The sequence below is a fragment of the Cellulomonas biazotea genome (genome assembly GCF_004306155.1).
Lineage (GTDB): Bacteria > Actinomycetota > Actinomycetes > Actinomycetales > Cellulomonadaceae > Cellulomonas > Cellulomonas biazotea.
The window spans coordinates 1-11,186 of record NZ_BIMR01000166.1 but is presented as its reverse complement, the minus strand read 5'-3'; the positions used below and the strand labels follow the sequence as shown (position 1 = coordinate 11,186).

General features: G+C 75.7%; 13 protein-coding genes. 4 read left to right on the top strand and 9 right to left on the bottom strand.

What is annotated here, in order from left to right:
* The 5 genes from CBZ_RS11405 to CBZ_RS11385 all read right to left on the bottom strand — a co-directional run.
* On the bottom strand, positions 1 to 375 hold a 375-nt coding region (locus CBZ_RS11405), incomplete at its 3' end, for a ScoMcrA-related endonuclease (RefSeq protein ID WP_130781663.1).
* Positions 376 to 461: 86 nt separating this feature from the next.
* Positions 462 to 1,103, bottom strand: coding sequence for an NADPH-dependent F420 reductase (locus tag CBZ_RS11400; RefSeq protein WP_130781662.1), 642 nt, complete (start codon positions 1,101 to 1,103; stop codon positions 462 to 464).
* Positions 1,104 to 1,185: 82 nt separating this feature from the next.
* Positions 1,186 to 1,467: an isoamylase early set domain-containing protein gene (locus tag CBZ_RS11395; RefSeq protein ID WP_130781661.1), complete on the bottom strand. Its 282-nt coding sequence runs from the start codon at positions 1,465 to 1,467 to the stop codon at positions 1,186 to 1,188.
* A 151-nt stretch (positions 1,468 to 1,618) separates the two neighbouring features.
* Entirely contained in the window at positions 1,619 to 2,098 is a 480-nt protein-coding gene (locus CBZ_RS11390) for a nitroreductase/quinone reductase family protein (protein ID WP_246013293.1), read from the bottom strand.
* A gap of 71 nt (positions 2,099 to 2,169) precedes the next feature.
* On the bottom strand, positions 2,170 to 4,359 hold the full coding sequence (locus CBZ_RS11385) for an MMPL family transporter (RefSeq protein WP_174768664.1): 2,190 nt from the start codon (positions 4,357 to 4,359) through the stop codon (positions 2,170 to 2,172).
* A 173-nt stretch (positions 4,360 to 4,532) separates the two neighbouring features.
* Here CBZ_RS11385 and CBZ_RS11380 point away from each other — a divergent pair, with 173 nt between their 5' ends.
* Positions 4,533 to 5,681 (top strand): sensor histidine kinase, encoded by a 1,149-nt coding sequence (locus CBZ_RS11380; RefSeq protein WP_130781660.1) that lies wholly within the window; start codon positions 4,533 to 4,535, stop codon positions 5,679 to 5,681.
* Positions 5,678 to 6,328, top strand: a complete 651-nt coding sequence (locus CBZ_RS11375; protein WP_130781659.1) for a response regulator — start codon at positions 5,678 to 5,680, stop codon at positions 6,326 to 6,328. Before CBZ_RS11380 ends, CBZ_RS11375 begins: the two co-directional genes overlap by 4 nt.
* Positions 6,329 to 6,399: 71 nt before the next feature.
* On the opposite strand, the gene CBZ_RS11370 is transcribed toward CBZ_RS11375, so the two are convergent.
* The 4 genes from CBZ_RS11370 to CBZ_RS11355 all read right to left on the bottom strand — a co-directional run bounded on the left by CBZ_RS11370 (position 6,400) and on the right by CBZ_RS11355 (position 9,499).
* Positions 6,400 to 7,224 (bottom strand): VanZ family protein, encoded by an 825-nt coding sequence (locus CBZ_RS11370; RefSeq protein ID WP_130781658.1) that lies wholly within the window; start codon positions 7,222 to 7,224, stop codon positions 6,400 to 6,402.
* 190 nt (positions 7,225 to 7,414) lie between these two features.
* On the bottom strand, positions 7,415 to 8,515 hold the full coding sequence (locus CBZ_RS11365) for a pectinesterase family protein (RefSeq protein WP_130781657.1): 1,101 nt from the start codon (positions 8,513 to 8,515) through the stop codon (positions 7,415 to 7,417).
* Positions 8,516 to 8,620: 105 nt separating this feature from the next.
* A complete protein-coding gene (locus tag CBZ_RS11360; protein WP_130781656.1) occupies positions 8,621 to 8,935 on the bottom strand; it encodes a DUF5808 domain-containing protein in 315 nt (104 codons plus the stop codon).
* 159 nt (positions 8,936 to 9,094) lie between these two features.
* Entirely contained in the window at positions 9,095 to 9,499 is a 405-nt protein-coding gene (locus tag CBZ_RS11355) for an SRPBCC family protein (protein ID WP_130781655.1), read from the bottom strand.
* Positions 9,500 to 9,619: 120 nt separating this feature from the next.
* Here CBZ_RS11355 and CBZ_RS11350 point away from each other — a divergent pair, with 120 nt between their 5' ends.
* Positions 9,620 to 10,234: a hypothetical protein gene (locus tag CBZ_RS11350; RefSeq protein WP_130781654.1), complete on the top strand. Its 615-nt coding sequence runs from the start codon at positions 9,620 to 9,622 to the stop codon at positions 10,232 to 10,234.
* Entirely contained in the window at positions 10,231 to 11,058 is an 828-nt protein-coding gene (locus tag CBZ_RS11345) for a DUF5995 family protein (protein WP_130781653.1), read from the top strand. The genes CBZ_RS11350 and CBZ_RS11345 overlap by 4 nt, the downstream gene beginning before the upstream one ends.
* The last annotated feature ends 128 nt before the right edge of the window (positions 11,059 to 11,186 follow it).

Genomic DNA, 11,186 nt, shown 5'->3' with positions numbered 1-11,186 from the left:
CGCCGCGGCGGGCGTCTTGCGGGGTGCCGCGGCGCGGCGCGGGGCGGCGGTCCGGGGGGACGACGCACGCGACGCCCGGGGCGCGGGGGCGGCCGGCTCCGGCTCGGGGACGTCGAACCCGCGCCGACGCAGCAGCGCACCCGCGCCGCCCGGCAGGTTCCCGACCTCGTCGGCGGTCGCGAGGCGACCGGTCGCGTACCGGTGCGCGACCCCGACGACCGCCGTCACGTCGTAGGTGCGTCCCTCGTGCACCAGCGGGACGCCGCCCGACGGTGCGAAGCCGTACACGCCGAGGAAGTCGTCGCGACCTCGGCTGTCGTGCTCGGCGATCGCCTGGAGGATGTGCTGAGCCGTCACCGCGGAGAACGTCGCCACGACGACGAGCCTACGTCGCGCGGCGAGGGCCCCGGCCCGCGGCCCCGGTCCCCCGCGCCGTGCGACGCGAGGGACCGGCCACCGGGTCAGATCGTGCGGGGCGCCTTCGCGAGGTTCTCGACGAGCTCCGCGCGGTTCTGCCGCACCACGTACGCGGGGCGGTCGCGCTCGACGCGCCACGACTCGCTCAGCGGCGACACGTCGACCGTGTCGAAGCCGAGCGCGTCGTACAGCGCGACGACGTGCTCGACGGCCTCGGGGTGGTCGCTCGACGTGGCGAGCGCGCGACGCTCGTCGCTCCCCGCCGGGTGGCCGTCGGTCGTGATGTCCGCGGCCTGGATGTGGTTGAACGCCTTCACGACCTTCGACGTCGGCAGGTGCTCCTGCAGCAGGCCGGACGTGGTCTTCTCGCCGCGGTCGAGGACGTCGATCCGACCGTCGCGCTCGAAGTAGTAGTTGTTGGTGTCGAGCACGACCTTGCCGGCGAGCGGCTCGACCGGGATGTCGCCGATGGCCTTGAGCGGCACGGTGACGACGGCGACCTCGGCGGCCTGCGCGGCCTCCTGGGCGGTCGCGGCACGGGCGCGCGGACCGAGCTCGGCGACGAGGCCGTCGAGCGTCTCGGGACCGCGCGAGTTGGCGATGACGACGTCGTGGCCCAGCGCGACGACGGCGCGGGCGACCTGGCTGCCGATGTGACCGGCGCCGATGATTCCGTAGGTGGTCATGGGGGCTTCAATCCGACCGGGCCGGTCGGCATTCCCCGTGGGACCCCGCCGTCCACCTGCTGGTCGCCGCGCCGCCCGCCGGTCAGACGAGCACGACCGACCCGTCGACCGTGATCTCGTCCGCGTCGGCGTCGTCGAACCAGCGCCCGTGCTCGCCGAGGTACCGGAACCGCACGGTGGTCCCGACGGGGACCTTGACGGACGTGCTCACCGTCCCGTTCGAGCGGCGGCGCAGCGGGTGCGCGCCGGGGGTCCAGTCGTTGAACGTGCCGACCACGCTCACCGGTCCGTCGAGGGTCGACGACGGCAGCGAGAACGTGAGCGTGCAGGTGGAGGTCAGGACGGAGCGGGACTTCTTGAGCACGGGCGGGACCACACTTTCCCTCGGACGGACGACGGGCCGACGGGCGCATCGTGGCGCGCTCATGTTTCGGGAAGGTCCCCGTCCTGGTGAGCACCGTGTGACATGTCGGTGACGTCGGGTGCCGCCGGGTGACGTCGGCGGCACCGCGCGCTCAGGACCGCGGCTCGAGGACGACGACCGCCGTCTCGGTGGGTCGCCGGGTCGCGAACCCGTCGACGTCGTCGCCGAGCTGCTTCCACCCCTCCCACAGGCGGGCACGCTCGTCGCCGCGCGCGGCCCGCCCGCGCACCGCCCGGGTCGCGCCCTTGAGCTCGACGGTGGCGTCGGGGTGGGCCTGCAGGTTGAGCCACCACGCGGGCTCGGGCGCGGCCCACCCGTTCATGGCGAGCGTGACGAGGTTGGGCCCGTCCTCGTAGTAGCCGAGGATGACGGTCCGCTCCTGCCCGGTCCGGCGCCCGACCGTCGTGAGCGCCATGGTCCCCCAGCGGTTGGGCTTGGGCCGCCACAGCCCGCGGCGGTGGCCGGTGAGCCGGTAGTACGCCCGGTGCACGACCCAGGCGGTCCGGACGAACCATCGCGGGGGGATCCGGGGCGACGTCGGCTGCTCGCCAGGCGGGGGTGCAGCGGTCACGTCGTCCACCATCCTCGTGTCGTCGGTCGGGCGGCAAGGGGTCGTCGGGGGCGTCGGGGCGTCGGCGGCGCTCATGCGCGCACCAGCTCGCGCTCGGGCGCGGTCGCGGCCGGCTCGGCGTCGATCTCGACGCGCGGCAGCACACGGTCGAGCCAGCGGGGCAGCCACCAGTTCGCGCGGCCGAGCAGCGTCATCGTGGCCGGCACCAGGACGAGGCGGACGAGGGTCGCGTCGACGAGGACCGCGGTCGCCAGGCCGACGCCGAACATCTTGGTCGCGGCGTCCTCGCCCAGCACGAAGGCCAGGAAGACGGACACCATGATCGCCGCGGCGGACGTGATGACCCGGCCGGTCCGCGCGATGCCGTGCACGACGGACCCCGTCTCCGAGCCCGTGCGCGCCCGCTCCTCGCGGACCCGCGACAGCAGGAACACCTCGTAGTCCATGGAGAGCCCGAAGAGGATCGCGAACATGAACATGGGGATGAAGGACACGATCGGCACGGTCGACTCCAGGCCGATGAGCCCCGCGCCCCAGCCCCACTGGAACACCATCACCATGACGCCGTAGGACGCGCCGATGCTCAGCAGGTTGAGCAGGACCGCCTTGAGCGGCACGAGCACGGACCGGAAGACCAGCACGAGCAGGACGAACGACAGCGCGAGGACCGCGCCGACGAACACGGGCAGCCGGTCGTTCACCCGGACCCCGACGTCCGCGAAGCTCGCGGTCTGCCCGCCGACGTGCGCGCGGGCGGGGCTGCCGTCGAGGGCCGCGGGGAAGACCTCGGTGCGCAGCCGCTCGACCGTCTCGGTCGTCGTGCGCTCCTGCGGTCCGGTGGTCGGCACGGCGACGACCGTCGCGACGCCCGAGGCGGGGTCGAGACCCGCGGGCACCGCCGACGCGATCCCCGGGTCGGCGCGCACGGCGTCGACCAGGCGGCCGACCGCCGCGTCGTCGCCGTTGACCTGGACCGCGACGACCAGCGGCCCGTTGGTGCCGGGCCCGAACCCCTCGGCGAGCAGGTCGTACGCCTGCCGCTGCGTCCAGTCGGCGGGCAGGGCACCGTCGTCGGGGATGCCGACGCGCAGCGCCGCGACCGGTGCGGCCGCCGCGAGCAGGAGCGCGGTGACCCCGGCGGCGTAGGCGCGCGGGTGCCGGGTGACGTGCCCGACCCACCGCTGCCAGCCCGGCCCCTCCTGCGGGATGCGGCGACGACCGAGCACGCGCCGCCCGACGAGGCCCAGCAGCGCGGGCAGGAGCGTGACGGACGCGGCGACCATGAGCAGGACGACGACCGCGATCGCGAGCCCGCCGGCCGTCATGAACGGCACCTGCGCGACGGCCAGCCCGAGGATCGAGACGACGACGATCCCGCCCGCGAACACCACGGGCCGTCCGGCGGTCGCGAGCGCCCGGCTCGCCGCGTCCTCGACCGGCACGCCGTGCTCCAGGTGGTCGCGGTGCCGGGTCACGACGAACAGCGCGTAGTCGATCCCCACCCCCAGCCCGACCATCGCCCCGAGCACCGGCGCGTAGCTCGGGATGTCGACCAGGTGCCCGAGCAGCGGCATGACGCCCACACCCACGGCCAGGCCGAGCACGGCCGTGACCACGGGCACGACGGCGGCGGTGAGCGAGCCGAACGCCACGAACAGGATGACGAGCGCCGCGACCACCCCGATCAGCTCGCCGAGCCCGCCCCCGGTCTCCTCGAACGCGAAGAACAGGTCGCCGCCCATCTCGACCCGCAGCACCTGCTCGTCCACGGCGGCGCCCGCGGACTTGAGCCGGTCCAGGTCGGCCACCGCGAGGTCTCCCAGCAGCGGGTACTGCACGCGCAGGAGCGCGACCCGGCCGTCGGCGGACACGAGCCCGGCGGCGACGGCGGCCTCCTCCCCCTGCGCGAGCGCCCCCGCCGGGTCGGTCGTGCTCAGCACCTGCGGCGTCGCCCGCACGTCGGCCTGCAGGGCCGCGAGCGCGTCCCGGGCCTCGGGCGAGGCGAAGAACGTCGCGTCGGCGTCGGCGGGCGTCACGACGACCTGCGCGGTCAGCCCCGCGCGGTCCGAGCCGGCCTGCGCGAGCAGGTCGTTCGCGACCTGCGAGTCGAGCCCGGGCACCCGGAACGAGTCCTCGAGCTCCGTGCCGAACCGGCTCGACGTCCCCAGCGCCACGACGGCGAGCAGCACCCACGCGCCGAGGACCACCCACGGGCGGCGGGCGGAGAACCGTCCGAGACGGGACAAGGTGTGCGACAGCATCGGGGCCTCCCGGTTCCGGGTGCCGACCGGTCGCCGGCACCCGCCGATCGTCGCGACGCGGCCACCGCGGCCGCATCGGCCGTCGAGCCCGTCCCGCACCGGCCGTCCGGACGGTGCAGGAACGGCACCTTCGGCCGATCCGCGCCTGCCGCGCCGGTCCCTACGCTGACCCCGTGATCACCGACGTCGCCCGCCGCCTGTGGGCCGAGCCGCGCGCCCCGCACGCCCCGCGGCGGGTGTGGCGCGACGGGGTGCTGCTCGCGGTGGTCGTCGCGGGCGCGCTCGCCGAAGGGCTGCTGCGGACGTCGGTGACGTGGCGGCCGTTCGCGATCGTCCTCACGGTCGGCCTGGCGTCGACGCTCCTGTGGCGGCGCACGCACCCGCTCGCGATGGTCACCGTCGCGTTCGGGGCCCTGGTCGTCGTCGACCTCGCGTCGCTCGCCGCCGGGACCGACGGGTCCGTCGTCCTCGGCACGACCGCGTTCGTCCTCGTGCTCGTCTACGCGCTGTTCCGGTGGGGGTCCGGCCGTGAGGTCGTGCTCGGGACCGCGGTCGTCGCCGTCGGGTTCACCGTGGGGATGGTCCGGGACTGGACGACGCTCGGCGAGGCGCTCCTCGGCGTGCTCGTCGTGACGTTCCCCGCCGTCCTGGGCGTGTCCGTCCGGCTGTCCCGCACGTCGCGCGCGCAGCGGATCGACCAGGTCCGGCTGCGCGAGCGCGAGCTGCTGGCGCGCGAGCTGCACGACACCGTCGCGCACCACGTCTCCGCGATGGTGGTCCGCGCGCAGGCAGGCCGTGTGGTCGGGGTGACCGACCCGGCGGCAGCGGTCGACGCGCTGGGCGTCATCGAGGCGGAGGGCGTCCGGACCCTCGCGGAGCTGCGCCTCATGGTCGGCGCGCTGCGCGACGGCGAGGGGCCCGACCTGGCCCCCGGCCGCGGGCTCGCGGACATCCCCGCGCTCGCCGCGTCGCTGGGCTCCGTCACGCCCGTCGAGGTGCGGGTCGCGGGCGACGTCGTCGGCGTCGGCCCGTCCGTCGGGGCCGCCGTCTACCGGATCGTCCAGGAGGCCCTGACGAACGTCGCCCGGCACGCGCGCCACCCGACGCGGGTCGCGGTCGACGTCGCCGTCGAGCCGCGGCAGGTGCGCTGCACCGTGACCGACGACGGCGAGCCCGTCCTCGGCGGGCGCGCCCCCGGCTACGGCACCGTCGGGATGACGGAGCGCGTGACCCTGCTCGGCGGGACGATCCGCATCGGCCCCGGCGACCACCAGGGCTGGGTCGTCGACGCGGTCCTGCCGCTCGCCCGGGTGGCCGCGTGAGCATCCGCGTCCTGCTCGCCGACGACCAGGAGATCGTCCGCACCGGCCTGCGCATGATCCTCGACGCGCAGCCCGGCATCGAGGTCGTCGCCGAGGCCGCCGACGGCGCGCAGGCCGTCCGCCTCGCCCGCGACCTGCGGCCCGACGTCTGCCTGCTCGACATCCGCATGCCCGTCCTCGACGGCCTCGAGGCGACCCGGCAGATCACCGCCGCCGACGACGCCCCCGCCGTCGTGGTCATCACGACGTTCGACCTCGACGAGTACGTGCACGGCGCGCTGCGCGCGGGCGCCCGCGGGTTCCTGCTCAAGGACGCCGGCCCCGACCTGCTCGCCCAGGCGGTCCGCGCCGCCGCCGACGGCGAGGCGCTCATCGCGCCGCGGGTCACCGTGCGGCTGCTCGCCGCGTTCGCCGGCCGACCCGCCGGGCGCCCCCCGGCGCAGCCGCTCGACGCGCTCACCGCCCGCGAGGAGGAGGTCCTGCTGACCGTCGCGCGCGGCCTGACGAACGCCGAGATCTGCGCCGAGCTGCACATCAGCCTCAGCACCGTGAAGACGCACGTCACGAGCCTGCTCGCCAAGCTCGGCGTCCGGAACCGCGTGGAGATCGCGATGTGGGCGTACGAGACGGGCCGCGTCACGCCCTGACGCCCTGGCGCCCTGACGGCGAGCGACCCGGTCACGTCCGGCGCGACCCGGCCCGGCGCAGCCGACCTGGCCTACCGGCGGACGGACCAGACCAGCGCGCCCGACCCGTCGACGGCGTGCAGCTCGACGACCTCGCCGCCGCGCCCCGCGGTCACGACGTCCCCCCGCTGCGCGGTGCCGAGCTCCCACGTCCCGTCGGACCGCTCGTAGGTCATGGCCGGCCCCGCGACGCCGTCCGCCGGGAGCGACGCCGTGCCACCACCGGCGGCGCGCAGGCACAGCGACCCGTCCCGGCCTGCGTACGCGCTGGCACCGCCGGGCAGCGACGTGACCGCGCCCGCGGGCGGCTCGTCGCACGCGTAGACGACCTCGCGCGGCGGCGGCGTCGTCACGGTCGCGAGCACGGCCCACGCGACCAGCGCGACGGCCGCGCCCGCGGGCACGAGCCGCCGCACGGGCGGCAGCGCAGGTCGCCGGACGACCGCCAGCACGAGGGCCGTGAGGGCGAGCCCGAGCAGGCCACCGACCGTGTTGAGCAGCAGGTCGTTGACGTCGAACGCCCGCCACGCCCACCCCACGGCGGCCGAGACCACGAGCTGCACCGTCTCGATCAGCAGCGTCACCGCGACGCACGCGAGCACGAGCGCCTCGTACCGCCACCGCACGACGAGCGGCAGCAGCAGCCCGAACGGGATCGTCATGAGGACGTTGCGCTGCGTCTCCCACCCGCCGAGCAGGTCGGGCCGCCGCAGCGCGAGGTCGTACGCGGGTCCCGTGCCGCGCTCCATCTGCCCGATCGGCAGCGGCAGGAACGCCGCACCCGCGAGCACGACGAGGTAGAGCACGAACGCCACCGTGGCGGCGCGACGGAGGGCGGGGGCACGCTGGTCGGTCACCGCACGAGGATGCCCGCCCGGGCCGGCGCGCCGCGTCGGCCGACGGCCGGACCGCACGTCAGCCCGCGGTCGGACCCGGCCGGACCGGGCTCCGCCCGCTGGACGGGGTAGGCCGACGGCCGTCCCCCGCGACCAGACGGCTCCGCGGCCGACCCGGCGAGTCGGCAGTGCGGCCGACCCCGGCGGCGCGTCAGCGGCGCGGCGACCACCCGTCGGCGCCCGCCAGGTACGCGCGGGGCGTCCGGTCCTTCGCCTCGGCGGGCGTGAGCTGCGGGCGGTCGTCCGTGACGAGCGCCCCGGGGCCGCGGTTGGCGTGCTCGGCGAAGCGCGCGTCGCGCCACGACCAGCCGCCGGAGAAGTCGCTCCACGCGGTGCCGCCGACGTGCGCGCCGATCCACGAGTCCCGGACCAGCACCTGCCCGATCGCGTTCGGGTCGTTGCTCGGGTGCCAGGGCCGGCCCAGGAAGACGGTGCCGTCGGGGGCGTCGCTCGTGAACCGGCACCGCGTGAACAGGAAGCCGTACGGGTTCGCGACCGACGTGCTGGGGGCGGTGACGTAGCCGTTGTTGGTCGTCGAGCCGCGCGTGAGCGACCGGATCTCGCACCCCTCGAACACGGCCGTCGCGCGCCCGAAGACGAAGTCGACGTCCCCCTCGACGTAGCAGTCGCGGAACGACGCGCGCGCGACGACGTCCGCCGCGGTGCTGTTCACGTACAGGGTGTCCTGGTTGCCGAGGAACCGGACGCCGTCGAAGACGAGCCGGTCGGCCCGGGTGAGGACGGCGACGGCCTGCCGGTTGGTGATCTCGGGGTGAGCCGCCTCGTCGAACGTGTTCGCGAACGTGAGGTTGCGGGCCGTGAAGTCGGCGCCGTCGATCGTCACGCTCGCGCTGCCCGACGTGCCGTGCGTGCCCGAGCCGTCGGGCTTCGGCGTGCCGTTCGCGTTGTCGTAGGACACGACGACGTCCTGCGCGCGGCGCCCCGTGCCGACGAGCGTGAGGAACGGCTTGGTCGCGGGCACCTTGACGACCTCGTGGTAGGTCCCCGGTCGCAGCGCGATGACCCAGGGGCTGGTGCGCCCCTCGGGGGCCGCGTCGATCGCGGCCTGCACGGTCGTGAAGTCGGCGCGGCGGTCGGGCCCGACGGTCGCGTCGGCGCGGACGGCGGCGTGACCGCGGTCGAGCCGGTCGTCGGGGCCCACCGCGGACGCGGCCGTCGGCAGCGCCGCCGCGAGGACGGTGGCGAGCGCGAGCGCCGCCGTGAGCGTGCCGGTGGGTCGTGCTCCGCGCATGGTTCTACCCCCTCGTAGAAACCGGTTTCTCGGCCGCGGACGAACCTAGGGGGCGGTACGGGCGCGCGTCAACGGTCCGCGTCGCCACGCCGGGACGACGCGCGGTCAGTCGTCGTCGCCGCCGACGCGGTCGCGCACCATCGCCACGACCTTGCCCACGTTGAGCGTCCAGCCGACCCCGAACACCCGCGGGCCGATCAGGTGGGCACCCTCCGGGTCCCACATCCGCTCCTTGAAGCGCTCGACCGTCGGCATCCGGAAGTCGTAGGGCACGAACCCCACGACGACGCCGTTCCACTCGCGCTCCTCGGCGGGCGTCCGCAGCTCCTTGACGACGGCCGTCACGGCGAGCGCGAGCGTGACCAGCCGGACGATGCTCGGGAGGTCCACGTGCCGCCCGTCCTGCTGCTTCGCTGCCATGTCCGCTCCTTCGTCGCCCGGCCCGGTCCCCTCCCCATGATTCACCCGCGGGCCGCCCGCACCTAGACCCCGGACGTCCGGACCAGCACCCGCCCCGCCGACACGCTCGTGCGGAAGGTCTGTCACGCGGACCGCGACAGACCTTCCACGCGCGCCGCGTCAGGCGTCGGTGCCCTCGACGACCCGCTTGAGCAGGGCCAGGTCGGCCGTGACCAGCCCCTCGTCCCGGTCGAGGTCGGCGTCCGACATCCCCGGGGCGCGGCGCAGCGTGAAGACGACCTCGGTCCCGTCGCCGTCCACGATCGCGCGCATCGGCACGTGGACGTCCTCCCCCGTCGGCGTCACGACGTCGTGGTCGAGCACGCCGAAGGGGTTGTCCGGCGCGAACGTCACCTGCGCGCGCCCGGCGGGCGTCTCGACGTACCAGCGCCCGTCGACCTGCACGACCTCCTGGCCCAGGCCGGGCGCCCAGCGCGGCAGGTTCGTCGGGTCGGACACGAACGCGTACACGTCCGCGACCGGCCGGTCGATGTGGATGCTGAGGTGCCGAGACTCCGTCGCCATCGGGCGAGCGTGCCACGGGCCGGTGACACCGGCGCGGCACGGCGGGACGATGGTCGTCCGGGGCAGGCAGGAGCGAGGCCGTCGGCGTGCGGCGGTCCCGCGCGGCGCGGAGGTGCGCGCATGCACGACGACGAGCAGGCAGGCGACCCGGGGCGCGGGTCCGGCGGGCAGGCGGGGACGCCCGCGACGCCCGCGAGCCACGTCTACTACTTCGAGGTCGGCGACGGCGTGTGGCACGGGCGCTTCGAGCTGCGCGTCACGTCCTGGCGCGGGCTGCTGGCGGCGCGGGTCGGCGTGCGCGACACGCTGCTGGTGGTCGCGATGTGGACCGTCCAGGCGCTCACCGGACCGTCACGCCTCGAGTCGACCGTCGTGGCCCGGCCCGACGCGGGCGCGCACGGCGTCGCCGACAACACCGTCCGCCTGTCGGTGCTGGGCGTGACGGTGTACCTGCTGCGCGAGCGGTACGTCCTGCTCGCGGACGGCCTGGGCGTCACGGTCCGGGCGGTCGAGCGGTTCGGGCCGTTCCCGCGGCTGCTCGTGCGGCGGTTCGACTACCCGGCGGAGATCGGGGCCGACGGGCTGTCGTCGACGTACCACATGCCCCTGCTGGGCAGCGCGTGGACGGCCCGCTACCGGGTCGGCGCCGACCGCCGCACGCTCGCGGGCGAGCTCGTCTGCGCGTGGGCCCGCGCCACGGAGGTCGCGCGGCGCACCGGGGACCGCCCGTCATGACGGGGGCCGACGAGGTCGCGCTCGTCGCGGCGGAGCTCGACCGGCGACGGGCCGTCTTCGAGCGCGACCGTGACCCGCGCGCGTCGTTCGCGTTCGTCTACGCCGTCCTCACCCGCTCGCTGGAGGCGCGGCTGCGGCGGGCCGACACCGGGTTCGACGACCCCGGGTGGGTGGCCGGGCTCGCGACGACGCTCGCGCACGAGTACCTGGTCGCGATGGACGCGGTCGACGAGGCGCTGGCCGCCGCGGGCGCCGGGCCGCGCGACCTGCCGTCGGCCCGGGCGTTCCGGGGCGAGGTCCCACAGCCGTGGCGCGACGTGCAGGCCGCGTTCGGCCACCGGTCGTACGTGCTGGAGGACGTGCTGTTCTCGATGATGGCGCACATCTCCTACGACCTGCCGCGGGCCCTGCGGCGGATGTCGGCGACCGAGCCGGTGACGGGGCACGTGGCCGACTTCCACCGCATGAACGACGTGCTGGGTGAGGCCGTCGAGGGGGTCCAGGACGGGCTCGCCGAGCGGTACAGCCGCGGGCTCGCGTCGCTCGACCGGCTGTTCGCGCGCCAGGACGAGCTGCTGACCAGCTACGGGATCCGGGTGGCGCGCGGCCTGGCCTGGTACAACACCGACCGGATCGCCGACCCGTCGGCGTCCGCGGAGGCGTTCGCGTCGATCGGGCGCAGCACGGGCGCGTTCGTCCGGGAGGTGCGCGCCCCCGACGACTGGCGGCTGCGCCTTGTCCTGCACGTCGCCCGGTTCCTCGTGCCCGAACGACGCCGCTGGCCGCACCCCGCCACGGAACCAGCGGCGCGGCCCGTCCTGTAGCCGGCGCTCCCGCGGCCGCCGGCGGCGGGGTCGGCATGCCTCTCGGGGGTCGACGGTCCACGAGAACTCGTCGCCGGTGGGACCGACGGGCGGACGCGGCGCCGCGCGCACCGCGTCCGCCCGGGAGG

Bases quoted from the DNA above. Each gene is read 5' to 3' on its own strand.
- CBZ_RS11365 (WP_130781657.1), bottom strand. From the start codon at position 8,515: ATGCGCGGAGCACGACCCACCGGCACGCTCACGGCGGCGCTCGCGCTC.
- CBZ_RS11385 (WP_174768664.1), bottom strand. From the start codon at position 4,359: ATGCTGTCGCACACCTTGTCCCGTCTCGGACGGTTCTCCGCCCGCCGC.
- CBZ_RS11355 (WP_130781655.1), bottom strand. From the start codon at position 9,499: ATGGCGACGGAGTCTCGGCACCTCAGCATCCACATCGACCGGCCGGTC.
- CBZ_RS11400 (WP_130781662.1), bottom strand. From the start codon at position 1,103: ATGACCACCTACGGAATCATCGGCGCCGGTCACATCGGCAGCCAGGTC.
- CBZ_RS11350 (WP_130781654.1), top strand. From the start codon at position 9,620: ATGCACGACGACGAGCAGGCAGGCGACCCGGGGCGCGGGTCCGGCGGG.
- CBZ_RS11345 (WP_130781653.1), top strand. From the start codon at position 10,231: ATGACGGGGGCCGACGAGGTCGCGCTCGTCGCGGCGGAGCTCGACCGG.
- CBZ_RS11360 (WP_130781656.1), bottom strand. From the start codon at position 8,935: ATGGCAGCGAAGCAGCAGGACGGGCGGCACGTGGACCTCCCGAGCATC.